The sequence below is a fragment of the Halobacillus sp. Cin3 genome (assembly GCF_947311855.1).
Lineage (GTDB): Bacteria > Bacillota > Bacilli > Bacillales > Halobacillaceae > Halobacillus > Halobacillus kuroshimensis.
Map to the genome: position 1 here is coordinate 48,303 of NZ_CAMZMV010000004.1, position 25,989 is coordinate 74,291.

24 protein-coding genes are annotated in these 25,989 nt (G+C 47.2%); 14 read left to right on the forward strand and 10 right to left on the reverse strand.

Features of this window, described 5'->3' with window-relative positions; all coding sequences use genetic code 11:
• Positions 1-5: 5 nt before the first annotated feature.
• From ppdK to QMA39_RS13370, 4 genes are all read right to left on the reverse strand, one after another.
• Positions 6-2,648, reverse strand: a complete 2,643-nt coding sequence (gene ppdK, locus QMA39_RS13355; protein WP_281659241.1) for a pyruvate, phosphate dikinase — start codon at positions 2,646-2,648, stop codon at positions 6-8.
• 20 nt (positions 2,649-2,668) lie between these two features.
• A complete protein-coding gene (locus tag QMA39_RS13360) occupies positions 2,669-3,487 on the reverse strand; it encodes a pyruvate, water dikinase regulatory protein (RefSeq protein WP_206933752.1) in 819 nt (272 codons plus the stop codon).
• A gap of 284 nt (positions 3,488-3,771) precedes the next feature.
• The gene (locus tag QMA39_RS13365; RefSeq protein WP_281659018.1) at positions 3,772-4,647 is read right to left on the reverse strand and encodes a glycine betaine ABC transporter substrate-binding protein; all 876 of its coding nucleotides are present in this window, start codon (positions 4,645-4,647) and stop codon (positions 3,772-3,774) included.
• Positions 4,648-4,802: 155 nt separating this feature from the next.
• Positions 4,803-5,354 carry a GbsR/MarR family transcriptional regulator gene (locus tag QMA39_RS13370; protein WP_027955614.1) on the reverse strand — a complete coding sequence of 184 codons (552 nt, stop codon included), beginning with the start codon at positions 5,352-5,354 and terminating at the stop codon, positions 4,803-4,805.
• 277 nt (positions 5,355-5,631) lie between these two features.
• Between QMA39_RS13370 and betB the strand changes: the two genes are divergently transcribed.
• The 5 genes from betB to arsC all read left to right on the forward strand — a co-directional run bounded on the left by betB (position 5,632) and on the right by arsC (position 11,451).
• Positions 5,632-7,104 (forward strand): betaine-aldehyde dehydrogenase, encoded by a 1,473-nt coding sequence (gene betB, locus QMA39_RS13375; RefSeq protein ID WP_281659019.1) that lies wholly within the window; start codon positions 5,632-5,634, stop codon positions 7,102-7,104.
• 48 nt (positions 7,105-7,152) lie between these two features.
• Positions 7,153-8,835, forward strand: a complete 1,683-nt coding sequence (betA, locus tag QMA39_RS13380; RefSeq protein ID WP_027955616.1) for a choline dehydrogenase — start codon at positions 7,153-7,155, stop codon at positions 8,833-8,835.
• Between the two features lie 513 nt (positions 8,836-9,348).
• Positions 9,349-9,693, forward strand: coding sequence for a metalloregulator ArsR/SmtB family transcription factor (locus QMA39_RS13385; RefSeq protein ID WP_027955617.1), 345 nt, complete (start codon positions 9,349-9,351; stop codon positions 9,691-9,693).
• Between the two features lie 12 nt (positions 9,694-9,705).
• Positions 9,706-11,001 carry an arsenic transporter gene (locus QMA39_RS13390; protein ID WP_281659020.1) on the forward strand — a complete coding sequence of 432 codons (1,296 nt, stop codon included), beginning with the start codon at positions 9,706-9,708 and terminating at the stop codon, positions 10,999-11,001.
• 27 nt (positions 11,002-11,028) lie between these two features.
• Positions 11,029-11,451 carry an arsenate reductase (thioredoxin) gene (gene arsC, locus QMA39_RS13395; protein ID WP_027955619.1) on the forward strand — a complete coding sequence of 141 codons (423 nt, stop codon included), beginning with the start codon at positions 11,029-11,031 and terminating at the stop codon, positions 11,449-11,451.
• 41 nt (positions 11,452-11,492) lie between these two features.
• Here arsC and QMA39_RS13400 read toward each other — a convergent pair whose 3' ends face one another.
• From QMA39_RS13400 to QMA39_RS13415, 4 genes are all read right to left on the reverse strand, one after another.
• A complete protein-coding gene (locus tag QMA39_RS13400; RefSeq protein WP_281659021.1) occupies positions 11,493-12,680 on the reverse strand; it encodes a macrolide family glycosyltransferase in 1,188 nt (395 codons plus the stop codon).
• 193 nt (positions 12,681-12,873) lie between these two features.
• The gene (locus tag QMA39_RS13405; RefSeq protein WP_084163156.1) at positions 12,874-13,032 is read right to left on the reverse strand and encodes a DUF1540 domain-containing protein; all 159 of its coding nucleotides are present in this window, start codon (positions 13,030-13,032) and stop codon (positions 12,874-12,876) included.
• 151 nt (positions 13,033-13,183) lie between these two features.
• The gene (locus tag QMA39_RS13410; RefSeq protein ID WP_281659022.1) at positions 13,184-13,999 is read right to left on the reverse strand and encodes an alpha/beta hydrolase; all 816 of its coding nucleotides are present in this window, start codon (positions 13,997-13,999) and stop codon (positions 13,184-13,186) included.
• 107 nt (positions 14,000-14,106) lie between these two features.
• Entirely contained in the window at positions 14,107-15,522 is a 1,416-nt protein-coding gene (locus QMA39_RS13415; RefSeq protein WP_281659023.1) for a hypothetical protein, read from the reverse strand.
• 154 nt (positions 15,523-15,676) lie between these two features.
• Here QMA39_RS13415 and QMA39_RS13420 point away from each other — a divergent pair, with 154 nt between their 5' ends.
• From QMA39_RS13420 to QMA39_RS13435, 4 genes are all read left to right on the forward strand, one after another.
• The gene (locus QMA39_RS13420; protein ID WP_281659024.1) at positions 15,677-16,624 is read left to right on the forward strand and encodes a nucleoside hydrolase; all 948 of its coding nucleotides are present in this window, start codon (positions 15,677-15,679) and stop codon (positions 16,622-16,624) included.
• Between the two features lie 154 nt (positions 16,625-16,778).
• Positions 16,779-17,678, forward strand: coding sequence for an ROK family protein (locus QMA39_RS13425; RefSeq protein ID WP_281659025.1), 900 nt, complete (start codon positions 16,779-16,781; stop codon positions 17,676-17,678).
• A gap of 58 nt (positions 17,679-17,736) precedes the next feature.
• A complete protein-coding gene (locus QMA39_RS13430; protein WP_206933762.1) occupies positions 17,737-18,036 on the forward strand; it encodes a hypothetical protein in 300 nt (99 codons plus the stop codon).
• A 2-nt stretch (positions 18,037-18,038) separates the two neighbouring features.
• The gene (locus tag QMA39_RS13435; RefSeq protein ID WP_281659026.1) at positions 18,039-18,353 is read left to right on the forward strand and encodes a PTS lactose/cellobiose transporter subunit IIA; all 315 of its coding nucleotides are present in this window, start codon (positions 18,039-18,041) and stop codon (positions 18,351-18,353) included.
• A 23-nt stretch (positions 18,354-18,376) separates the two neighbouring features.
• Here QMA39_RS13435 and QMA39_RS13440 read toward each other — a convergent pair whose 3' ends face one another.
• Together QMA39_RS13440 and QMA39_RS13445 are read right to left on the reverse strand one after the other, a co-directional pair.
• Positions 18,377-18,766, reverse strand: coding sequence for a tautomerase family protein (locus QMA39_RS13440; RefSeq protein ID WP_281659027.1), 390 nt, complete (start codon positions 18,764-18,766; stop codon positions 18,377-18,379).
• A 14-nt stretch (positions 18,767-18,780) separates the two neighbouring features.
• Entirely contained in the window at positions 18,781-19,539 is a 759-nt protein-coding gene (locus QMA39_RS13445) for a DeoR/GlpR family DNA-binding transcription regulator (protein WP_206933766.1), read from the reverse strand.
• A gap of 208 nt (positions 19,540-19,747) precedes the next feature.
• Here QMA39_RS13445 and QMA39_RS13450 point away from each other — a divergent pair, with 208 nt between their 5' ends.
• From QMA39_RS13450 to QMA39_RS13470, 5 genes are read left to right on the forward strand one after another with little or no spacing between them, the layout of a single operon-like run.
• Positions 19,748-21,229 carry a CoA-acylating methylmalonate-semialdehyde dehydrogenase gene (locus QMA39_RS13450; protein WP_281659028.1) on the forward strand — a complete coding sequence of 494 codons (1,482 nt, stop codon included), beginning with the start codon at positions 19,748-19,750 and terminating at the stop codon, positions 21,227-21,229.
• A gap of 3 nt (positions 21,230-21,232) precedes the next feature.
• Positions 21,233-22,051: a 5-deoxy-glucuronate isomerase gene (iolB, locus tag QMA39_RS13455; RefSeq protein WP_206933768.1), complete on the forward strand. Its 819-nt coding sequence runs from the start codon at positions 21,233-21,235 to the stop codon at positions 22,049-22,051.
• A 2-nt stretch (positions 22,052-22,053) separates the two neighbouring features.
• Positions 22,054-23,013 carry a 5-dehydro-2-deoxygluconokinase gene (gene iolC, locus QMA39_RS13460; RefSeq protein ID WP_206933769.1) on the forward strand — a complete coding sequence of 320 codons (960 nt, stop codon included), beginning with the start codon at positions 22,054-22,056 and terminating at the stop codon, positions 23,011-23,013.
• 7 nt (positions 23,014-23,020) lie between these two features.
• On the forward strand, positions 23,021-24,940 hold the full coding sequence (iolD, locus tag QMA39_RS13465; protein WP_281659029.1) for a 3D-(3,5/4)-trihydroxycyclohexane-1,2-dione acylhydrolase (decyclizing): 1,920 nt from the start codon (positions 23,021-23,023) through the stop codon (positions 24,938-24,940).
• 20 nt (positions 24,941-24,960) lie between these two features.
• Positions 24,961-25,980: a Gfo/Idh/MocA family oxidoreductase gene (locus tag QMA39_RS13470; RefSeq protein WP_281659030.1), complete on the forward strand. Its 1,020-nt coding sequence runs from the start codon at positions 24,961-24,963 to the stop codon at positions 25,978-25,980.
• Positions 25,981-25,989: the final 9 nt, after the last annotated feature.

Consider the following 25,989-nt stretch of genomic DNA (forward strand, 5'->3'; position numbering starts at 1 on the left):
TTCTATTACTGATACTGCGGAACTTGGAGTGTATGACGAACGGATGCTTGAGCAGCTGCCAGCCGGGCGGAAGGGACCCGGAAAGGTGAGCAGCTTACATAATCCATCCCCAGGTTAAAGCAGAACTGGATGGATGTCTTTTCGCCACCGTGTTCTCCGCAGATGCCGGTTTTTAAAGACGGCTTCGTCTGCCGGCCCAGCTTCACTCCGCTTTCTACCAATTTTCCGACGCCATCCTGATCCAGTGATACGAACGGATTTTGTGGAAGGACATCGTTTTCGACGTAATGGTGAAGGAATTTCCCTTCTGCGTCATCCCGGCTGAACCCGAATGTGGTCTGGGTCAAGTCGTTCGTTCCAAAGGAGAAAAAGTCGGCTTCTTGTGCGACCTGGTCGGCCGTTAACGCGGCTCTCGGAGTTTCAATCATTGTTCCGATCAAGAATTGAAATTTCTCTCCTTCCTGCTCTTCCACCTGCCGGCTGATGTTCAGGACGAGTCGGCGCATGTCTTTCAGTTCGTTGACGTGGCTTACTAAAGGAATCATGATTTCGGGGGTGACCGTGATTCCTTTTTTCATAACATTGGCCGCAGCTTGGAAGACGGCTCTGACCTGCATTTCATAGATTTCAGGGTGGATCATGCCAAGACGACAGCCGCGGTGGCCGAGCATTGGATTGGATTCCTCCAGAAGCCGCACTTTCCGCAGCATGTTTTTCTTCGTCTGCAGTTCCTCTGCATCAGGGTCCGTGCAGGAAAGTCTTGTGACATCTACGAGCAGCTCTTCCTTATCAGGGAGGAATTCGTGGAGCGGTGGATCCAACAAGCGGATCGTAATTGGATGTCCCTGCATCACTTCAAAGATTTTCTCGTAATCTTCCTGCTGCATCGGCAGCAGCTTATCCAATGCTTCTTTCCGTTCCATGTTCGTTTCAGACAAAATCATATCCTGCACCGTCGGCAGCCGGGAGGCATCCATGAACATGTGCTCGGTCCGGCACAACCCGATTCCGTCGGCCCCGAACTCCAAGGCTTTGGCAGCATCGACTGGATTGTCGGCGTTGGCCCGCACCCCCATCTGAGCTTCCTCGTCCGCCCATTGGAGGAGAAGCTGGAATTCATCGGATAGTTCGGGCTCAATCATTGGGATGGCCCCGTCGAAAATTTCACCAGTGCCTCCGTCGATCGTGATCAGATCGCCGTGCTTGATCGTTACAGATCCTGTGGTGAACTGTTCGGTTTCCAGATCAATCTTGATGGAATCACAGCCGCAGATGCATGCTTTCCCCATGCCTCTGGCGACAACGGCCGCATGACTTGTCATTCCGCCGCGGCTTGTGACGACAGCTTGTGCTGCTACAATTCCGTGAATATCATCCGGTGTCGTGTCCGGGCGGACGAGGATGACCTTCTTTCCTTTTCCGGCCAGTTCTTCGGCTTCATCCGCATCAAAAACGACCTGTCCGGAGGCAGCACCCGGGGAGGCCGGCAGTCCTGTAGCGATTTGAGGACGCCCGTGTCCTGGGTCAATGCGGTGGTGGAGGAGCTGGTGAAGCTGATCCGGATCTACGCGCAGCAGGGCCTCGCGGTTGTCCATAATCTGCTCCCGTACCATCTCAACGGCAATCCGGATGGCGGCTTGAGCTGTGCGTTTTCCTGTGCGGGTCTGCAGAATATATAGATTTCCGCGTTCCACCGTGAATTCGATATCCTGCATATCTTTATAGTGATTTTCTAACAGATTACACGTGTCCTCCAGCTGTTGATAGACCTCCGGCATGTCGTCTTCCAGGCTGGCGATGGGCTGAGGGGTACGGATGCCGGCAACGACGTCTTCACCCTGGGCATTTATCAGGTATTCTCCGTATAACTTCGCTTCGCCGGTGGACGGATTGCGGGTGAACGCTACACCTGTACCGGAATCTTCGCCCATGTTACCGAAAACCATACTCTGGACATTGACGGCTGTTCCGAGGTGGCCTGGGATTTGGTTAAGACGGCGGTATAAAACGGCACGCTGATTGTTCCAGGAATCAAAGACAGCCCGGATAGTGAAAAACAACTGTTCCTTCGGGTCCTCCGGGAATGTCCGGTCGGTCTGGGCGCTGACGATGGATTTAAAATCTTCGATGATGCCTTTCCAATCCTCTGCAGTGATTTGCGTATCGGATGTGTATCCATTTTCAGTCCGTGCGTTTTCGAGACGCTGCTCAAAATGATAGTGATCCACTTTTAACACAACATTACTGAACATTTGAATGAAGCGGCGGTAAGAGTCATAGGCGAAACGGGGGTTTCCGGTCAGTTCGGCCATCCCTTTGACCGTGTCATCATTCATGCCCAGGTTCAAAACGGTGTCCATCATCCCGGGCATTGAATGAACCGCGCCGGAACGGACAGACACGAGAAGGGGATTTGATGGACTGCCCAACTCCTTACCTGTGGTCTCCTCCAGTTTTTTCAGCGCATCAAGCACCTGTCCCTCGACTTCTTCAGGGAGCTGCTGGCCGGAGTCGTAGTAGGAGCGGCATGTATCCGTCGTGATTGTAAACCCGTAGGGCACTGGCAGACCGATCTTCGTCATTTCGGCCAAATTGGCTCCTTTTCCTCCCAGTAACTCTTTCCCTGCATGTTTAAGCTGATCGAACATGAAAACAAACGTCTTATCTATCACGCAAAACTCCCCCTCTTGTTATAGAGATCTAAAATAATATCAGCCGTTTCTTCGATGGCTTTATTAGACACATCGATAATTGGGCAGCCGATACGTTTCATAATATTTTGAGCGTATTCCAGTTCAGTCAGGATCCGGTTCAGAGACGCATAATTAGCAGGACCGGTAAGTCCGAGGTTTTTCAAGCGTTCTTTACGGATGTCGTTCAACTTCTCAGGAGTAATGATCAGGCCGATGCATTTGATTCCCGGAATTGAAAAAAGTTCTGGTGGTGGCGGAATCTCCGGAATCAGCGGGACATTGGCCGTTTTAATTTTCTTATTGGCTAAATACATCGATAGAGGAGTCTTGGATGTCCGGGAAACGCCGACGAGAACAAGGTCTGCCTGGTTCAGGCCTCTAGCTTCCTGCCCGTCATCGTATTTCACAGCGAATTCAATCGCTTCAATTCTCTTGAAGTAGTCTTCGTCCAGCTTTCTGATCTGTCCTGGTTCACAGGTGGGTTCCATTTGAAACTTTTGAGAAAACACACCCATGAGCGGATTCATCATATCTACAGCCGTAATTCCTTCTTCTTCCGCACGCTGGTCAAGATAATGTTTGAGAGTGGGCGTGACGATCGTATAGGCGATGATGGAAGGATTGTACTTGGCTAATGTGATGACATTATTCATTTCCTGCTGATTCTGCACATAGGAAAAATGTTTCATGATGATATCCTGCCCAGTAAATTGACTCATGACTGTCTTAATCATAAGATCGGCGGATTCCCCCGCGGAGTCAGAGACAATGTATACCGTTATTTGTTTAGTCACAAAACCTCTCCCTGCTTGGTTAATGGCCGCAGTATCCGTGGATGTAGGAGTTATTTCGCTGTTCTTTTCAGGATTGCGACTTAATATGACACACTAATGAGCATAATTAAGTTAATGTGTCATACTATTTATGAATAGTATGATATCACCATTCCTATGGAGTTACAATAGGAAGATTTTTAATAGAGATGTCTGATGGTTTTCATCATAGTAGGAAAAGGAGGAGAGTGTGTATACATAAAAAAAAGCCGGCCTTTGCAGCAGCAGACCGGCTTTTGTATGTTTTATTTTATCCATTTATCAATCAAATCCTGGTTTTCTTCCACCCATTTTTCAGCTCCATCAGCAGGTTCTTCGCTGTCTTCCACGTAAGTGATCAACTTGCCGATCTGCTGGTCATTCATTTTCCAGTTTTTCAGCCATCCGCTCACTTCCGGATAATCCTCATCAAATGCAAGTCGTGTCGCATGGTGGATTTTTTCAACACCGCCATACGTGTTTTTAGGATCTTCAAGGAACTTCAGATCATATTCGGAGAAAATCCAGTGGGGGCTCCATAGCGGAGCGACAATCGGTTCTTCTTCTTTCACGGCATTCCCGATTTCTGCGAGCATGGCAGATTCAGAGCTTGGCAGTAGTTCATAATTCAAATCATAGTCTTCAATCAACTGTTCCGTCACTTCCATCGTCCCTGCACCCGGTCCGAAGCCTGTAATCTGGCTGTTGAATAAGTCTTTATGTTCGTTCAGGTCCTCTACACTATTCACTTCTTCCATATAACTCGGAACAACGAGCCCAACTTTCGCATTGTCAAACCATGCAGCTTCAGAAAAGTTCACATCATCTTTATACTTTTCCAGGTAGTTCGCATCCTGGACGGGCAGCCAGATTTCAAGGCTTGCATCAAGGTCGCCGCTTTCCAATGCTTTCATTGTACTGCCCATGTTCAGGTTGTTGAGTTTAACTTGATAGCCCTCGTCCTCCAGAATCACCTTCCACATGTTGGTCACAGCAATATTTTCCGCCCAGTTGATCTGACCGATGGAAATCTCCTGATCACTGCTGTCCGTCGATTCTCCATCTGCACTTCCGCAAGCAGAAAGGAAGGCAATGAAGAGCATGGTGCCTAATAAACTTAATCCCTTTGTCCACATTTTCATGTTAAAAACTCCTCTTTTAAGTATTGTATATGAATTCCAATATACGCTTAATTAAATTTGTTAAGAATTTATTTAACAAAAAGACGAAACAAATGACCTCTTTGAAGAGAGGTATGTATAGGAGCAGGCAGTCTGAATTTCAACTGCCTGCTTTATTATTCTTTTTTATCCTTCGGGAGAAACTCGAAAATTTCCCCATTTCGAATACTATCAACCAAATCATTCAGCCAGTGGTAGTACGCTTTGGATTCCTCCAATTGATCATAGAACTGCTTGGCTTCCGCTACGATATCGGGGGTGCTTGCGGCATCTTTGATGACATTGATAAAGTCTTCCTGCGCTTCTTCAATAGCGTCGAGGTTCATTTTGACCTCCCGCTCCCACATCTGGCAGTAAAACGACATAAACGAGCGGAAGAAGTTTTTTTCAGCCGCATACGTATGCTTCCTGGACCCTCTGGTGAAGGTTTTTTTCACCATATCGATGTCCTGGAGCTTACGGACACTCGTACTCATGCTCGGTTTGCTCATCCCAAGTTCTGTACGCATTTCATCAAGGGTCATTTGATCCTTGAAGTACATCGTCGCATATAAGTTTGCTGCAGCCGGGGTCACCCCGTATAAATCCATCGTTTCGGCAATAGCACCGATCACTTTCCCTTTGGCTTCTTCTATTTTAAGTTTTGGTCCATCCGTTGATTCACTCATCGGGTCGCTCCTTCGTTCTAAAGTAAATCGTGTTAAATATTTATCAAATTTTCTTTATGAACTTCATGTTAACGGCTTCAGTTGAAATGTCAAATGCACTGGGACGCTCACATTTGTCCGAAAGTCTGTCCCTTCTATAGTTATAGACGTATTAGGGGAATTTTATCAATATTATTCTGGTGGAGTTTTGACACCTCAGAAGAACAATGTTAGCGTTAAGTTTGTTAAATAAATTTTTAATAAAGTTAACTTACTTCCGAAAATGGAGTGAATCAATATGAATCTAAAACAACAGCAATACATCAATGGAGAATGGGTGGATGCACAGTCCGGTAAGAAACGCAGCATCATCAATCCGTACAATCAGGAGGTCATTGCAGAGGTTCCGGAAGGGGATGAGAAGGATGCCCGCGCCGCAATCGCTGCAGCAAGAGAAGCGTTTGATGAAGGAGACTGGTCGTGGACGCCTGCTTCCGAGCGCGGAGAGCTGGTTACGAAAATTGGTCATCTTATAGAACGGGATCAAGAGGAACTGGCTTACCTCGAGTCACTGGATACAGGAAAGACGATGGAAGAGAGCCGCGGAGATATGGAGGATATTGCAGGAGTCTTCCGCTATTACGGAGAGCTTGCGGATAAAGAAGGTGGAGAATTGATCGATGCGCCTGTGAAGGATTCCATCAGCAAAGTCGTCCGCGAGCCCGTAGGAGTCTGCGGTCAGATTACGCCGTGGAATTATCCTCTTTTACAGGCGTCCTGGAAGCTTGCCCCGGCGCTTGCTGCTGGAAACACTCTCGTGATGAAGCCGAGTGAGATCACACCGCTGACCACAATCAAAGTATTTGAACTGATGGAAGAAGTGGGCATACCTGCCAGCGTCGTCAACCTTGTCCTGGGGTCAGGAGCAACGGTCGGTGCTGAGCTTTCCAGTCATGATGATGTAGATCTCATTTCCTTTACCGGCGGGATTGCCACAGGGAAGAAAATTATGCAGTCCGCCAGCGGCAACGTGAAAAACCTGGCTTTGGAGCTGGGCGGCAAGAATCCGAATATCATTTTTGCTGATGCTGATTTTGAAACAGCTGTCGACCAGGCTTTGAATGGGGTGTTTTTCCATGCCGGGCAGATCTGCTCAGCTGGTACGCGTTTAATTGTCGATGAAGCGATTCATGACGATTTTGTAAATGCGCTTGTCGAGCGGGTGAAAAACTTTAAGCTTGGAAGCGGTTTTGAACAAGATACTCAGATGGGGCCGCTCATCTCAGCTGAACACTTGTCTAAAGTTGAAGCTTACGTGGAAGCGGGCGTGAAAGAAGGAGCTTCCCTCGTTGTCGGAGGACGGCGTCCGGAAGATCCGGAACTTCAGCAGGGCTTTTTCTACCTGCCTACTATTTTCACAAATTGTACGACAGATATGACAGTCGTTCAGGAGGAAGGCTTCGGTCCTGTTATAACTGTAGAGAAATTCCGCAGTGAAAAAGAAGCGGTCACCCTTGCCAATGATTCGATTTACGGCCTTGCCGGCGGTGTCTGGACGATGGATATTGCAAAAGCAGAGCGCTGCGCGGCGAGAATGCGTATGGGAACGGTCTGGATCAACGATTTCAACCTTTATTTCCCTCACGCACCATGGGGAGGATTCAAGCAGTCCGGTATCGGGCGTGAACTGGGCAGACCAGGATTGGAAGAGTATACCGAAACGAAGCATATTTTCCATAACTTGAAGCCTGAACCCATCCACTGGTTTTGATCATACCTTTTAATTTTATAGAACAGATAGATAGAGGAGGAACAATCGATGAGTGAATACTATGATATTGTCATTGTCGGTGGAGGAAGTGCGGGATCTGTACTTGGAAACCGCCTCAGTGAAGACGGAAAGAAAAGTGTGTTGATTTTAGAGGCTGGACGCAGTGATTACTCCTGGGACCTTTTGATTCAAATGCCGGCAGCCCTGCCGTTCCCAGCGGGAAAGAGTTTGTATGACTGGAAGTATGAATCCGATCCTGAACCGCATATGAACGGCCGCCGCATCAAGCATGCGCGTGGAAAAGTGCTTGGAGGATCAAGTTCCATCAATGGGATGATTTATCAGCGTGGAAATCCGATGGACTATGAGCGCTGGGGAGCGGACGAAGGAATGGAGAAGTGGAACTTTGCCCATTGTCTTCCGTACTTCAAACGTCTGGAGAATGCTATTGGTTCCCCGGATGATGATCTTCGCGGGCATGATGGTCCCATTAAGCTGGAACGTGGTCCGGCTGAGAATCCATTGTTCCAGGCGTTCTTTAACTCCGGCGCCCAGGCTGGATACTCCCGTACACCGGACGTGAATGGTTTCCGTCAGGAGGGCTTTGGACCTTTTGACAAGCATGTCTATAAGGGGCAGCGGATGTCCGCCTCCCGTGCGTATCTTCACCCGGTATCCGATCGTGAAAATTTAACGATCAAAACCCGCGCATTTGTGAAACACATCAATTTCGAAGGAACAAAAGCCAAAGGATTGACGTATCAGCGGAATGGCAAAACCCATCAGGTGGAGGCCGGAGAAATTGTTTTGTCCGGTGGGGCGATCAATACTCCACAGCTTCTGCAGTTATCAGGAGTAGGGGAAGAAAAACACCTGCGCTCACTCGGAATTAAGCCGGTCGTTAACCTGCCGGGAGTGGGAGAGAATCTTCAGGATCACCTTGAAGTGTACGTGCAGCACGCGTGCCCTCAGCCCGTTTCCCAGCAGCCAAACTTGAACAAGGCCCGTATGCCTTGGATTGGCCTTCAGTGGATGATGGGTCGGACAGGCCCGGCAGCAACGAACCATTTTGAGGGCGGAGGGTTCGTCCGTTCCAATGATGAAGTGGAATATCCGAACCTGATGTTCCACTTCCTGCCGCTTGCCGTCCGTTACGATGGTCAGAAAGCACCGACAGATCACGGCTTCCAGGTACACATTGGACCAATGTATTCCGATGCCCGCGGCTCACTGAAAATCCGCTCGAAAGATCCAAAAGAACACCCGAGTATGGTGTACAACTACCTTTCTACGGAGCAGGACAAGCGGGAATGGGTGGAGGCGATCCGGGTTACCCGTAAGATCATGTCGCAGCCGGCAATGAAGCCTTACAATGCTGGAGAAATCTCCCCGGGCCCGACCGTTCAGACTGATGAAGAGATTCTCGAGTGGGTCAGGGAGGACGCGGAAACAGCGCTGCACCCGTCCTGTACGGCAAAAATGGGTCCTGAATCCGATCCAATGGCTGTTGTTGATCCAGACACGATGAAAGTACATGGACTGGAGAACCTTCGGGTTGTGGATGCTTCTGCGATGCCTTATGTGACCAACGGAAATATCCACGCTCCTGTATTGATGCTCGCAGAAAAAGCGGCGGATCTCATTCGTGGTCGTCAGCCTCTTGAACCGATCGATGCTGACTTTTACCGTCACGGTGTTCATGCGCCGGATGCGGGAACGGTTTCTAAATAATTTGTAAGATTCATACTATCTTCGGACCTCCGGAACCTCTTCCCGTTACTTTTCCGGAAAGTGAAGAAAAAGTTTCGACCGCCAGGCAGCAGCTCCCTTGAATGTTTTTTTGTTCTAAACCAATCCCTTCGGCACATAATGAATGCCGAAGGGGTTTTTTATATGGAAGCTTTTCCTTAACTCAATATTTACTTTCTATTTAATTTGAGTTATCATATTCTCATTAACTTATAAGTATATACTTATATAACTATTTCGGGGGGGTATGGTTACTCAAAAATCTTGTAAGGGATATGGGATGGAGAGGTCATGATGATTCCTTTTTATTCTCTGTTGTTTTTATGGTCTATTCTGATTGGAGGTTATTGGCTGCTGCGCTTCGCAGAAAGGCCTGTACGGTCGAAGTATATGGAGGATCTGTGGCGTCCATGGAAGTATAAAGAAAAGGAAAGAGGGTAATTTTATGTTGCAAATATAAGCATATACTTATACACTGATGGTTGAGGTGATGTTATGGAAAAGACCATAATAACGTTGGAAGAAGCTGCAAAAACGCTGAAGCTTCTTGGAGATAAAACCCGTTTGACAATTGTTGGACTGTTGAAGGATGGGGAGTGCTGTGTCTGCGAATTTGTAGACGTCCTGGAAATGAGTCAGCCTTCTGTCAGTCAGCATCTAAGGAAACTCAGGGATGCGGGCTTGGTGAAGGAGCAGAGGAAAGGTCAGTGGATCTTTTATTCCTTGAACACCCGTCATGAGACATACCCGATTATTGAGGAAGTCTTGAATCAAATACCTGATCAAAAAGAAAAGTTAATCGCATTGGAGAAAGCCGGTAAACGCATCCAGTGTGACTAGTAGGAGGATTGTTTGGATTTGGCATGGATAGCAACGATTATATTTATACTTACCCTGATCTTTGTCATCTGGCAGCCTAAAAATCTGGGGATTGGATGGTCCGCCTGTGCGGGTGCCATACTTGCTCTGATTTTTGATGTCGTTGATTTTCAGGATGTTCTCGCTGTGACGGATATCGTCTGGAACGCCACTCTCGCGTTCGTGGCGATTATCATCATTTCGCTGATTTTGGATGAGATCGGATTTTTCGAATGGGCGGCGCTGCATATGGCCCGTGCTGCTAAAGGAAATGGCCGGCGCATGTTTATTTATGTCACCCTGCTTGGTGCAGTTGTGGCTGCTTTGTTTGCCAACGACGGGGCGGCGTTGATTTTGACGCCGATTGTTCTGGCGATGGTACGAAACTTGAACTTTAAGGAAGCGATGGTTCTTCCGTTTATTATGGCGAGTGGATTTATTGCAGATACGACTTCACTGCCGCTGATTGTCAGTAACCTCGTCAACATTGTTTCTGCGGACTTTTTCGACATCGGATTTATTGAATACGCATCCCGTATGGTTGTACCGAACTTGTTTTCCTTAGCGGCCAGTATCCTCGTTTTATTCTTGTTTTTCAGAAAGAGTATCCCGGGGCAGTATGATCTGGCTCAGCTGAAGAAGCCGGTGGATGCGATCCAGGATCATAAAATGTTCCGCTTATCGTGGGCCGTTCTGGCGGTTCTGTTAGTCGGGTACTTCGCGAGTGAACCGCTCGGTATTCCAGTATCGATTATTGCCGGCATTGTGGCCATCTTCTTCTTAATGATGGCGCGCAGAAGTGCGGCTGTAAAAACGGGAGAAGTCATCAAAGGAGCCCCGTGGGCCATCGTCTTCTTCTCGGTTGGGATGTATGTCGTTGTCTACGGTTTGCGTAACGCCGGATTGACGGACGTACTGGCTGATGTGATTCAGGCCACAGCAGACCAAGGGTTGTTTGTCGGTACCGTATCGATGGGATTCATTGCGGCTATCCTGTCGTCCATTATGAATAACATGCCGACAGTCATGATTGATGCCCTGGCGATTGCCGAGACGAATACCACGGGAACCATGAGAGAAGCCTTGATTTATGCCAACGTCATCGGTTCCGACCTTGGACCGAAGATTACGCCGATCGGCTCCCTGGCCACCTTATTATGGCTTCATGTCCTTTCGACAAAAGGTGTGAAAATTTCCTGGGGCTATTACTTTAAGATAGGGATCGTCCTTACCGTTCCTACCTTATTTATTACATTAGTCGGTCTTTATGTATGGCTGCTCATCTTATAACAACTATTCAAAAAGGAGAAATGCTTTATGTCTAACAAACCAGTCATTTACTTTCTATGCACAGGAAATTCCTGCCGCAGTCAAATGGCCGAAGGGTTCGGAAAAGAATACCTGGGAGAGGAATTTGATGTCCGCTCAGCTGGTATCGAAGCCCATGGCTTAAACCCGAACGCTGTAAAAGCGATGAATGAAGTGGGTATTGATATCAGTGGTCAAGAGTCTGAAATCATTGATAACGATGTTCTTAATAATGCGGCTTATGCGATTACCCTCTGCGGAGATGCCAATGATAAGTGCCCGATGACGCCTCCACACGTCACACGTTTCCACTGGGGCTTCGATGATCCAGCGAAAGCGGAAGGGACAGAGGAAGAAAAATGGGCGGTATTCCAACGTGTCCGTGACGAGATTGCCGACCGCATTAAGACATTTGCCGAAGAGAAGAAATAAGAATGAGAAAAGCCGGGACTTGATCAAGTCCCGGCTTCTTTTTATCCGTTTCTTTTGTTCAGATACCGATCGATAACGGCGAGGGCTTCCTGCGGGCCGCCGCAGTGATCAAAGCTTTTCTTAATCTTTCGGATTCCCTCCAGATAGGCTTCATCGTTCACGACTTGGTCCACACCTCGATGCAGCGCTTCTTTCGACACTTCGTTCGGGAAAATCGGATAACCGGCGTGAAGCTCCGCAAGTCTCGCTGCCACCATAGGCTGATCTTTATCCCGGGGAAGGACAACCATCGGGACTTCCTTGTCAATGGCCTCATTTACGCTGTTCATGCCGCCGTGGGTTAAAAAGACATCGGTGTATTCCAGTACCTCAAGCTGAGGAACGTAGGACCGGATGATGAAGTTTTCCGGAGCCGCATTGATTTTGTTGAAGTCGGTAAACGATCCGGCCGCAATGACTACTTTCCCTTTAAAATTATCAAAGGCGTCGATACACAGGTTGAAAAACTCCTCTACTTGATCAAGGACGGTCCCCATTGAGATGTACAGGACTTTTTCATTCTTCAATTCTTGTAGAGGGAAATCGTGGGCGCCCTTCCGCTCGGGGAAACTTGGGCCGATAAAGTAATTTTCCTCACCAAACTCCTCTAAACGGGGCTGGAAATAGGCGCTTGTGTAGACCATCGTCTGCTCTCCTTGATTATGCATGAATTGCAGCATGGACGATGGTGCCACTCCGAATTCCTGATTCATCGTTTCCATCAATTGTTTGTTCCTGTCGCTGTACTCCAGTGTATACGTGTGGTCCGGATGAAGAGGAAGACGTTTGCGGTAATCTTCAGGAATCAGGAAAGAGGCGGATGATGAGAAGCCAGGAATCTGCAGGTAGTCCCTGACGAGTTCGCCCGCTCCGAAAGAATCATAGTAAACAAAATCAAAGGAAATCTCTTCGGCAAGCTGCTTCGTTATCGATAAAATATCGAGAGACGTCTGCAGCATGATGTTGATGAAGGATTGAATCCCTTCTTTTGAAGAAGGATCAACACCGCCGATGAGCAGGTGATCCTCATGTAGATAGACGTGAGCCCCTACACCTTCAAGGCGGGATTTATATTTTTCAGTAGTTATGTAGTGGACGTTGTCCCCACGATCAGCAAAGGCCTTCGCAACACCGAGGCTCGGGTTTACGTGACCTTCTGCGGGAACGTTGATCATTAGGATATCAGCCATTTTTCGTCACCTCTTTATAAAATGTGAGTCAACACTCACGTTTCATAATAAAGGGACGTAAAGCTTGGGGAAACCATCTTGTTTATAAATGGGAGAAAAGAGGGAGAGGTGGAAGAAGAGTGAAAATGATTCTTTTTATCAGTGTGGTGGAAAAAAAGAGCAGCCGTGAAGGCCGCTGTGAATGGAGAGACCGTCACACTTCTTTTGCTTCAAATGTACGGCAGTCGGTTTCTTCCTGAGAGGAAGCGGTACGTCCGGATTCGCTTACGATGGAGATAGCAGGGGCTCCGCATTTCTCTCCACCTTCATTATGGATACAGTTGTTCACTTCACATAGAACTTCTAAAGCCATTCAGGTTCACCTCCCTGTATGATATCATTCTATACCTTCAGTGATTCATGACTACGCAACAGCTTGTCCATAATAGATCTATATGATAGAAAACGACCTCTATGACAGATGAGGTCGTTTTCTCAGCATCATAATTGATAGAAGCTCTTCGTCAGGTTTGTTTGGCGAGGAAGGCTTCCATAAGCGTATGGAACCTTTCATGATGTTCCCAGAACATCATGTGGCCCCCAAGGACATCGACAGCTGCTTGGGGAGCGAGTTTGTTTAAGTAAGGACGGGCAGTGCTGCTCCAGTGCTCAGCCACAACATACAGCGTTGGAATCTGTTGACTTCCTGATGCTGCTTCTTCACGATAATCCGAAAAAAGACCGGATGAAAAAAGGTTGGCTGCAATGTAATAGGGTGTCGTGAGCGACTGCTCCACCAGCCATGACAGCTCCTCCTCCGTTAAATCTCTCTGAACCATCACACTGTTCGCATAGGCGGAAATGAAATCCCGCTGTCCCTTGGGATTTCGGAGATAATTCGTGTAAGCCGCTGCCATATCGTCTAGCTTTCCTTCCACCCAGTCCTGATTCTCATTGTGGGATAAGGATTTTGGCGGCATATCAATAAGAACCTGCCCTTTCATGTCATCCGTCCCGAACTGGCGGATGTATTCCCACACTGTAAGACAACCGAATGACCATCCTATCAGGATAGGGTTTTCGATTTTCAGCGCTTGGAGAACTTTTTGTAAATCGGCTCCATGGGTGGCATAGTCGTTGCCGTGAACCGTCATGGTTGATCGTCCGTGACTTCTTGGGTCGATGACAATGGTCCGGTGGGTTTTGCAAAAGTGATCCACCTGCCGGGAGAAAACCTCTGTCGTAAAAGTAAATCCCGGTATGAAAACGAGGACATCTCCCGATCCGTGATCTTCTACGTACAATTCTACACCTGGCTCCACTTCAATATACGTTTTCATGCTCCACCTCCGAAGGTTGTTATCTCATTCTATTCATATCCACCGATTCCCATTTACTTAATCCGGAATACTAAAAAACGCCAGGCAGAACGCCTGTCGTTTTTAGATTATAGCAAGAAGAAAACAACAAGCTGTAGATACAGCTGGACCATCAGATAAAAGACGATGGCGTATTTGTAGTTGAACATCAGTCCGTTTTTGACAATGCTTAATTTATTCACAGAGCTTAAGATAATCGACGGGAGGATCAGCGGTGATACCATGATGGAAATCACGCTTCCTGATGTGATGCCGAGAACGACAATTTCCGGCGGGTATGGAAGTTCCACCCCTTGAAGAATCCCGGATACAAGAACGATGACCGTCAACGGTCCCAGACCGATGAATCCGAGGATGATAACAACAAATGGCAGCACCCAGAGGAAGTTCAGGAACGGTACAGCATCTGTAATATAAAACAGTCCATCGATAATGTATTCTCCATATCCTGACTGGTTGACCGCATTGATTAAAAAGCCGGCCGCCAACAGAATGGAAAACTGCTGGGCTTTATTAGGGATGCTTTCCTTCAGGTATACTTTTCCGTTTTCTACAATAGCCCCCGTCCGACCGCGGATGATGAAGTAAAGGATGACCCAGGCGGTAATGACGATCGGAATAATCAACAGCAGATCGACAGCCCATACAGCGTTCAGGATGAAAATTGATCCGAACAACGTCACAAATAATACAGCAAACTCGACAGCATCTTTGTTGCCCCGGGTGTCCTGTTTTTTCTGCTCGGCAATTTCAGCAAGCTGCTCCTGAATACCTGCGGTCAAATCCACTCCGTAGTGCCGCTCCTGATATTTTGAAAAGAGAACAGACAGAAGGATGCCGGCAAAGGATATAAAGAACCCCTGCAAAATTGATAAACCGAGTGATGCACCGAGAGCATCGACGGCGAAAATGAAACTTGGAATGCTGACGACCCACATCGTCGTTAAGCTGAAGGCCCGCAGCAGGGCGGTCCCTTTATAGTTTTCCCATGCTTCGCCTTTCTGTTTGCTGAGAAAATCGTTGATCATCCCGTATACCATCGGAATCGATCCGAACAACAGGAAGTAGGAGATGATCTGGGTGATGACCATCATTCCGAAATAAAATTTCCTGCTCGTATTCAAAAGCCTCTGGGCAAAGTTGATGACCGATTCGATGTACGGCTTTTCCTCAAGCACCCAGCTGATCGCAGGGACGATCAGAAGGAGCGCAATCAATCCACTCATCACGGTAAAGCCCTCCACCACGCCCTGAGTGAGAGAGGTACCCGCAATGAGGTGGACAATCAGGGCAATGATTAACAGGAGTAATGAAATCCATGCCTGTTTTACCGGAAGCAGAACATACCCGATGATAAAGGCGGCCAGACCAAACAATGACATAGCGGTGGACAAGGGCTCTCCGCCAGCAAAGGAAACGATAAAATAGATAAGGACATAAAGGCTGATAAATAAAGTGTAGCCTCGTTTGGCCATTGCTTTCATGTTGGATGCTCCAATCTCTTGCTTTGTATTGACTCACATATCGTATCATATGGCGCCTCAATTATCTTAGGATGTGCACAGAAGCATGGGGTTCTACCTTTTTCTTTAGTATGATAAATAGGAAGGAATACGTATACATGAGGGGGAACGTAAGATGAGACGCGTCATTATCGATACAGATACAGCCGGCGACGATACCATCGCTTTATTGACCACGCTGCATCATTTCAAGGTGGAGGGGGTAACCATTACCGGGGGAAATGTGGCTTTCAATCAGGAAGTTGAAAATGCGCTTTATACGATTCAGGTCGCAGCCCTGGAGGAGAAAGTGCCGGTATACAAAGGTTTGGAGCGTCCGTTGAATGCAGTGGGTATGACGGCTCACCGTACCGTTGAAGACGTTCATGGAAAGGATGGCATGGGCGGTGCTTTTTTTGACTCAGCCACCCAGCGTCCGGAAACGACACATGCTGTAGATTTTATTATTGAAACGATCAGGAAGAATCCTGGGGAAATTGAACTGCTGGCTATCGCTCCACTAACTAACATTGCGATGGCTTTTCAAAAAGATCCCGGCATTATTCCGTTGATTGCGCATGTGTATATCATGGGAGGAACGAATAACTCGCTCGGCAATATTACAGCTGCGGCTGAATACAATTTCTGGGTCGATCCAGAGGCTGCTAATATTGTCCTCCAGTCTGGCGTTCCTGTCACGATGGTCGGATGGGATATGTGTGTCGCTTATTCGGTGATGGATGAGGAGGACCATCGGGAAATCGAAGATCTGAATACCACCGGTTCACGATTTTTCACAGCGGTCAACAAGGTGGTAAGACAGTTCAATAAAGAAGTACACCGTCTGCCCGGAACCACCCATCCGGATACACTGCTTACCGCTATAGCTGCGGATGAATCCATCATGACTGAATCTCATTCCTATTACGTCGAAGTCGAGACTCAGGGGAGGCTGACCCGCGGGTACAGCATGGTGGACATTAATAACAGGAGTGGATGTCAACCCAATGTGCGCGTCTGTGAAGCGGTGGACCGTGAAAAATACAAGCAGACGCTCATCCGCGTTTTATCTTCTATTGAATAGGTGGATTTCTATTTTTATGAAAAAGACGAGTAAAAACTTTACGTCTTGGTAATGAAACATAGAGAAGGAATTTATAGGCTGGCTTTCATTTGGTAGGTCCTCATTCTCCATGTATAGTAGATGTATAAAGAAGAATCGTAAAGGAGTGATGGATATGAAGACCATCGGCATTGATCTTGGCGGCACCAACCTGCGCGCAGGTGTCGTAGATGAGAAAGGAAGCATCCTTGTTGAAAAAAGTATCCGCACCGAAACGGATAAAGAGCCGGCGTACGTGATTCAACAGATGAACGATATGATCAAGGAACTGATGGACGGGCATGATATTTCTTCCATTGGGATCGGATCTCCAGGTCCTCTCAATCCTCATGAAGGGAGAATCCTCAGTCCTCCGAACCTGCCGGGATGGGAGGACGTTCCCCTTGTCGATGAGGTGCAGGCAGCGGTCGATGTTCCGGTCCACCTCGACAATGATGCTAACGCTGCTGCGCTTGCCGAAGCAGCATTCGGTGCAGGACGGGGCCATGCGTCCAGTTTCTACATAACGATCAGCACGGGAATTGGCGGCGGCTATGTCCTCGACGGGAAAATCGTGCAAGGTGCCCAGGGGTATGCCGGAGAAATCGGCAACATGATCTTAAAGCCGGACGGCCCAAGCTGGTCCAATCTGAATGCTGGTTCCTTCGAAGCCCTTGCTTCTGGTACGTCTATCGGGAGAGAAGGAAAAGCGCGTCTTGGTGTAGACGGCGGTGCGGAAGAGGTTTTCCGGAAGGTGAAGGAAGGGCACGAAGCAGCAGCCCTCATCGTTGATGATACGATTACGTATTTAGCTATGGGCATTGCAAACCTCACTCACATTGTAAATCCGTCTGTGTTTGTTCTGGGGGGAGGAGTAATGGAGGCGGAGGATTTGCTGCTTGTCCCTCTGAGGGAACGTTTGAATGATTACTTGTATCCGCAATTGAGAAATCAAGTGAAGCTTGAACCGGCTGAGCTCGGCACGAAAGCAGGATTGATAGGTGCAGCACTGCTCGGTCGTACAGAAGCGCTTTAAAAATCATCAGGTGTGGAATATTATAGTCGTGAGCAGCTAATATCAGGAGGGATGAAAAATGAAAGAGGTCATTGTCGTCTGTGAAGCTGGAATTACAACAAGTCTCCTTGTGAAAAAGCTTCAGGAACTAAAAGAAGAAGAAAATATGGACATTACGATTACATCCAAGAATACAGAAGAAGGGCTGGAGTTCGTTCGGGCAGAATCAGTTGATGCTGTACTACTTGGACCACAGATTCACCATAAGGCTGATGATTATGAGAAAGCGACTAGTGCCCGTGTCCTGAAAATTTCTGTGCGGGATTACAACAATATGAATGCCTACAGCATTTTTGAACAAATGAATGAGGCGCTTTGATAATGGATGTGGACGTATCCGCATTCATGCCGTTAATCACTGAATCCGCTCAGGCGAAAAATCATGCGTTTGAAGCATTGAAGTTTGCAAAAATAAAAGATGAAGAAGGGTATGAGCGGAAGTTGAAGGAAGCCCGCTCCTTCTTGATCGGTGCCCATAAAAGGCAGACGGACCTTCTAAGTCTGAATGCACGAGAAGAAGAAACACCGATAACCATTTACCTTATCCACGCGATGGATCATGTATCAAACGCTCAGATGGTTTTTGATCTGGTTCAGGAACTGGCTGATATCCACCTAAATAAAACAGGCATCTGATAATATTATCAGATGCCTGTTTTTTATAAGTCTCCCGTCAAAAACTGAGCTTTCCCGCCGCCAAAGCTCCAATCTTCGTCTCCATTTACGGAGATGGAGATCATTAAGTCCTCAGATGTAATGCCGAATTGTTCATCAAGAGCATGGGCCAGGTTTTCATAAAAAGAGGTCACCTGTTCCTCTGTCCGCTTTCTTGAAATCATATGGATCAGTAGAAATTTTTCGGATCGTGTAAAACCGAGACCTGTATCCTGCATGATCATCTGGTATGGTTTATGTTCGTGCACCACTTGATAGCGGTCTCTTTCTGGTACTTCAAAAGCATCAACCATCACTTTATGGGTAACGTCCAGCAGGTCCTTCACTTCCTGCTCTGTTCTTCCTTCATACATATGAAATTTCAATAATGGCACAAAGACCCTCTCCTTTATACGGTAATCAGTGTTTTATTCGCTTTTTGCACCTCTTCGGCATAGGAAGAATCTACATGGCTGTCGGTAACGATGGTGTTCACGCCCTGCAGGTTACAGTAGGTGAACAACGAGCTTTTTCCGAATTTCGTAGAATCTATCAGCAGATACACCTCATTGGCTCGTTCACAGACCTCTTTTTTTATCCGGTTTTCCAGAAGGTCTGAATTGGAGGCTCCGTTATTGATGGAAAATGCTGTTGCGGACATAAATGCCTTATTGATGTTGAATTTAGTAATTGTCTGTTCATCAGTAATTCCCGTGAAGGATTTTGTTGAGCGTTTGTACGTTTCCCCGATGATCATAACGTTCACATTAGGGAAAATGACTGCTTTATTGATGACTTCCAGACTGTTCGTGATCAGAGTGAACTCAATGTCTGATGGCAGTTCATCTAATATGAAATGGGTGGTCGTCCCGGAATCGATGTAGACGATGTCGTGCTGCTCGATATACTGGGAGCAGTAGCGGCCGATCCTTTTCTTCTCGGCAAGCCGGTTGATATTTCTTACTTCATACGTGGTCGTTGTGGAAGTGTTTTTATTGTAGACAACGCCCCCGTATACCTTTTTTATTTTTCCCGCTTTTGTCAGTTCATTGATATCACGGCGGATCGTATTGAGAGAAACATCAAAGTAGTCCTTTAACTCTTCTAAAGACGCCTCCTGTTTCTGTTCTAAGTATTCTTCGATTTGATTGATTCTTTTTACTTTCATCCAATCACCTCCCCCTTTTGTTTGTTCTGATAGGTGTTATTCCACGTCTAGTGTATCATGTTTTGTTTCTTTTATACATCTATTTTGGATAAGTTACTCAAAAAATAACCAAAATATAATTAACACTTGACTAATTTTGCGAATATTTATAGAATTGAACCAGAAGTTATCCAAAGTATTTGAAAACGATTACCAAGGAGGAGAGCAAATGGCAGAAGTAACAACAGTAAAAACTTTGAAGAACTACATTAACGGTGAATGGGTGGAAAGTGAGAGTACGGAAACCCTTGATGTGTATAACCCGGCGACAAAAGAAGTGATGGCAAAAGCACCACTTTCCACACGCAGCGAACTGGATGAAGCCGCAAGAGTGGCTCAGGAAGCTTTTGAGGATTGGAAGGAGACAGCCGTACCGAAACGCGCACGGATCTTATTTAAGTTCCAGCAGCTGTTGATCGATAACAAACAGGAACTGGCTGAAATCATTACAAAGGAAAATGGTAAAAGCTTGAAGGAGTCCCTGGGTGAAGTTCAGCGCGGTATTGAGAATGTGGAATTTGCTGCCGGAGCTCCTACATTAATGATGGGCGATTCCCTGCCATCCATCGCGACAGATATTGAAGGAACGAATTATCGTTATCCGGTCGGCGTAGTGGGAGGCATCACACCGTTCAACTTCCCGATGATGGTTCCTTGCTGGATGTTCCCGATGGCCATCGCAACAGGTAATACTTTCGTTTTGAAGCCATCAGAAAAAACACCGCTGCTGATTGAGAAAATCGTTGAGCTTCTCCAAGAAGCCGGACTTCCAAAAGGCGTATTCAATGTTGTAAATGGTGCTCATGATGTCGTAAACGGCATTTTAGAAAACGAACATATTAAAGCGGTTTCATTTGTCGGCTCCAAACCGGTTGGCGAATATGTCTATAAAAAAGGAACGGATAACCTGAAACGCGTTCAGGCGCTGACAGGTGCGAAGAATCACACGATCGTATTAAATGATGCCAATGTCGACCAGGCGGTTAAAGAAGTTATCGGAGCCGCTTTCGGTTCTGCCGGGGAGCGCTGCATGGCAGCTGCTGTCATTGCAGTCGAAGAGGGCATTTACGATACATTTATCAAGAAATTAAAAACAGAAGCTGAAAATATTCAAATGGGGAATGGCCTTGATGATGGTGTCTTCCTGGGACCTGTCATCCGCGAGGAAAACAAGGAACGTACTCTTGAATATATCAATCAGGGAGAAGAAGAAGGTGCGAAACTTGCATTGGACGGCCGCACTCGGTGCTCGGATGATGGCTACTTCGTCGGTCCGACAATCTTTGAAGATGTCACTACAGATATGAAGATTTGGAAGGATGAAATTTTTGCTCCAGTTCTTTCTGTCATGAAGGTGAAAAACTTGAAAGACGGCATCCGCACAGCCAACCAATCTGAATTTGCCAACGGTGCCTGCCTGTTCAGTGATAGCGCTTCAAGCATCCGCTATTTCCGTGAAAACATTGATGCCGGAATGCTCGGGATCAACCTTGGTGTACCAGCGCCGATGGCGATTTTCCCGTTCTCGGGATGGAAGTCTTCTTTCTTCGGATCTCTGCATGCCAATGGTAAAGACGGCGTCGAGTTTTATACGCGTAAAAAAGTCGTGACCGCGCGTCACCTGAAACCTCAATTCGAAGGGGAGGAGTAAGCAATGGCCGACCTGTTGTATAAACGTAGAGAATTGAAGTTATCTGAAGGCGTTACGTTAATTCAGGACTTGAACAAGGAAGCGACAGGTCTTGAATACGTACAGTTTAAGGTCATTGAAATGGAGGAGGGCGCACGTTATGCAGAAACGCTGGAAAGCACCGAGTTGTGCGCCGTCGTCCTGACGGGGAATGTGGATGTAACCGTTGAGGAAGAAGTCTACAGCAAACTTGGTACACGCGAAAACGTTTTTGAGAAGAAGCCGACGGACAGCGTTTATGTCCCATCTTCGAAAAGCTTCCATGTTGAGGCTAATCAGCCGGCAAAGCTTGCGTTATGTTACTCCAACTCCACGAAAATGAAGGACACGAAGGTGATTCGGGCAGCTGATAACGATATTGAACACCGAGGCCAGTACTCCAATAAGCGTCTGGTTCATAACATTCTTCCGGACTACGTGGATATCCCGGAAAGTCTGCTCGTCGTTGAAGTCTATACGGACAGTGGAAACTTTTCCAGCTATCCTCCGCACAAACACGATCAGGATAACCTCCCCGAAGAGTCTTTCTTAGAGGAAACCTATTACCATGAAATTGATCCTGAGCAGGGTTTTGTCTTCCAGCGGGTCTATACCGATGACCGCACTCTCGATGAAACGATGGCTGTCGAACACCAGGACTGCGTGTCCGTTCCGAAAGGGTACCACCCTGTAGGTGTTCCTGATGGTTATGACTTATATTATTTGAACGTTATGGCTGGACCGAAACGGAAATGGAAGTTTCATAACGATAAAGACCACGAATGGATATTGGAGAGGGATTGATTATGAAGAAACTAGATATTATCACGTTCGGAAGAGCAGCCGTTGATTTGAATGCCGTTGAGTATAATATGCCGATGGAAGAAACAATGACCTTCAAGAAGTATGTCGGAGGGTCACCGGCGAACATTGCGATTGGTACATCGAAGCTCGGTTTAAAGGCCGGCATGATCGCTAAAGTTTCGGATGATCAGCACGGAAATTTTGTTATTGATTATATGAACAAAGTCGGCGTAGAAACGTCTTCGATAAAAAAAGATACCGAAGGCCGTAAAATCGGTCTTACGTTTACAGAAATCAAGAGTCCTGAAGAGTGCAGCATCCTTATGTACCGCGATCAGGCAGCTGATCTGTACTTGAGTGTTGATGATTTTAATGAGGATTATATCAAGAGCGCGGAAACCCTTCTCATCTCGGGAACGGCACTCAGTCAGTCTCCGTCCAGGGAAGCGGCTCTTCATGCCATGGATATTGCGAAAAAGAACGGGGTGGAAGTGATCTTTGAATTGGATTACCGCCCTTATACGTGGAAAAGTGAGGCGGAAACATCCGTCTATATGAGTCTTGCTGCCCGCTCCGCAGATATCGTTATTGGAACGCGTGACGAATTCAACGTTCTGGAGAATTCCGAGGGGAACTCTGATGAAGAATCTGTGCAGGAGTTGTTCAACTATTCTCCTCATCTCGTCGTCGTCAAGCACGGAGTCAAGGGCTCCAAAGCCTTTACGAGAGACGGGGAAGTCATTGAAGGAGATATTTATAAGACACAGGTATTGAAGACCTTCGGCGCCGGGGATTCCTTCGCTTCCGGTTTCATTTATGCTTTGAAAAAGGAGAAAGGCATTCAGGAAGCGCTGAAATACGGAAGCGCTGCGGCATCCATCGTTGTTTCCAAACACAGCTCCTCTGATGCTATGCCGACAGTTGAAGAGATTGAACAGTTGATTCATAGTCAGGAAGGGTGAAACGAGCATGACAGAGAAAGTGAAACTTACAACCTCACAGGCACTCGTGAAATTCTTAAATAACCAATACATCCACTTCGACGGAGAAGAAATACCTTTCGTTGAAGGGGTGTTCAATATATTTGGTCACGGAAATGTTTTGGGCATCGGCCAGGCTCTTCAGGAGGATCCGGGTCATTTGAACGTGATCCAGGGAAAAAATGAGCAGGGCATGGCGCATGCGGCCGCTGCGTTTTCCAAGGAGCATTTCAGAAGAAAGATTTATGCGGTGACATCATCCGTAGGTCCTGGTTCCGCCAACTTAGTAACAGCCAGTGCGACCGCCCTTGCGAATAACCTTCCTGTTTTATTTCTTCCGGGCGATACGTTCGCAAGCCGTCAGCCTGATCCCGTGCTGCAGCAGATTGAGCAGCTGCACAGCCACAGCATCACGACCAACGATGCCCTGAAGCCCGTATCCCGCTACTGGGATAGAATTGAGCGTCCGGAACAGCTGATGTCTGCTTTACTCCGAGCGTTTGAAGTTCTGACAAATCCGGAAACCGCCGGGCCTGTTACATTATCGATCGCCCAGGATGTCGAAGGGGAGACGTTTGAATACGAAAAATCCTTCTTTAAAAAGCGGGTCCATTACGTCGACCGTATCCTTCCATCCGAAGCTGCACTCCAGCGTGCGGTGGACGAAATTCAGAAAGCTGAAAAGCCCCTGATCGTCGTAGGTGGTGGAGCGAAATACTCCCTTGCAGGTGAGGCGATTGCTGCTTTCTCCGAAAAGTATGGAGTGGCTCTTGCGGAAACACAGGCAGGAAAGTCAACTGTTTCCTCAGAGCACCGCTTCAACATGGGAGGACTTGGCGTAACCGGGACGCTGGCAGCCAACAAAGCGGCTAAAGAATCCGATTTGATTATCGGAATCGGAACGCGCTACACCGACTTTACGTCGTCTTCAAAAACCGCCTTCAATTTTAACGAATCTACGTTCATTAATATCAACGTCAGCCGGATGCAGACGTATAAAATGGATGCCCATCAGCTTGTCGGCGATGCGAAAGCGACTGTAGAAAAACTCGACCGTATGCTTGAAGGCTATGAGAGTGGGTTTGCCGGTCAGCTTGAGCAGTATAAAAAGGAATGGAAAGAGGAACGTCAGCGTCTGGCAGGCATTCAAGTACAGCTAGAAGATAACAGCTATCAGCCAGAAATTCAGGACGATTTCGGGCGTGACAAGCTTAAATCCTATGCGGAAGCGTTGAATACCACATATGCCCAGACTTCGGCATTGATCAAGGTTAATGAACTTGTCGATCCGTCCAGCTATGTCGTTACATCCGCAGGTTCGCTGCCGGGAGATATGCACCGTTTGTGGAATCCGTCCATAGCGAATACGTATCACGTGGAGTACGGCTATTCAGCGATGGGATATGAAATTGCCGGCAGTCTTGGTGTGAAACTGGCGCATCCAGATAAAGAGGTTTACAGCTTTGTCGGAGATGGCAGCTTCTTGATGCTGCATACGGAAATGGTGACGGCACTCCAGTACGGACAGAAATTGAACATTGTGTTGTTTGATAACTCCGGATATGGCTGTATCAACAACCTGCAGATGGGGCACGGAAGTGACAGCTACTGCACCGAGTTCACGAAGTCCGATGGAAGCGTGCTTGCTGTTGACTATGCCAAAGTAGCTGAAGGATATGGTTTTGATAAATTTACAGTTTCCAATGAAGCAGAGCTGGAAGAAGCCGTGAAGAAATCCAAGGAAACCGACAATTCTACACTCATTCACATCCGCGTGCTGCCTAAAACAATGACGGATGGGTATGAGAGTTTCTGGAATGTCGGTATATCTGAACACTCCACCAATGCACGGGTGAATGAAAAAGCCGAAGAAGTTGTCGGTATCCGGACAAACGCACGACAATATTAAAGGGAAAAGAGGGAGTGCATGTGAATCCCATTAAGATAGGCGTCGCTGGATTAGGCCGTCTCGGCTTGATCCATGCCGACAACATATACCACACGAAACATGTGGAGTTAACGGCTGTATCCAACCTTGATGAGCAGGTGAACAAAGAAGTTCAGGAGAAGTACAGCATACCTTACTCGTATACGAGCTATGAAGCGATGATCGAGAATGATGAACTGGATGCTGTTTGCATTGTCACTCCATCCGGTTTTCATACAAATCATATTCAAAAGGCGCTGGACCGTGGTCTGCACGTCTTCTGTGAGAAGCCGATCGGGTTGAATACCGAGGATATTAAGAAAGTGATCCAGACAATCGAGGAAAGCGACCGCGTGTTTCATTTAGGCTTTATGCGCAGATATGATGAGGATTATGTGTTTGCTAAGCAGATGATTGACCGCGGGGAAATTGGAGACATTTCTATCATCCGCTCTTATGGGATTGATCCTATTGCTGGTTTGGACAGCTTTGTGGAATTTGCTAAACAAAGTCCGAGTGGCGGCATTTATCTGGATATGAGTGTTCACGATATTGATGTAATCCGTTGGTTTACAGAAGCTGAAGTGAAAAAGGTTTGGGCGACAGGGAACAACAAAGCGGCTCCTGAACTCAATGCATTGAACGAAGTGGAAATAGGTACGGCTACGCTTCAGCTGGACAATGATGTAACCGCTTTTTTAGTGGCGGGTAGAACAGCAAGCCACGGATATCATGTGGAAACTGAAGTCATTGGAACAAAAGGGATGATCAGGATTGCAGCTACGCCGGATAAAAATAAAGTGACCGTATTTAACGAACACGGGACGGTCCGCCCGACATCACAGAACTTTCCTGAACGCTTCAAAGAAGCCTATATCAATGAAATAAAAGAATTTGTTGACTGTATCCGTGATGAAAGACAGCCTTCAGTAACAGCTCTCGACGGCCTGCGCGGGACAGAAGTGGCTGCAGCCTGTCAGCACTCGTTTGAAAAGGATGAACTCGTAGAAATAACATACTGAGGAGGGTGG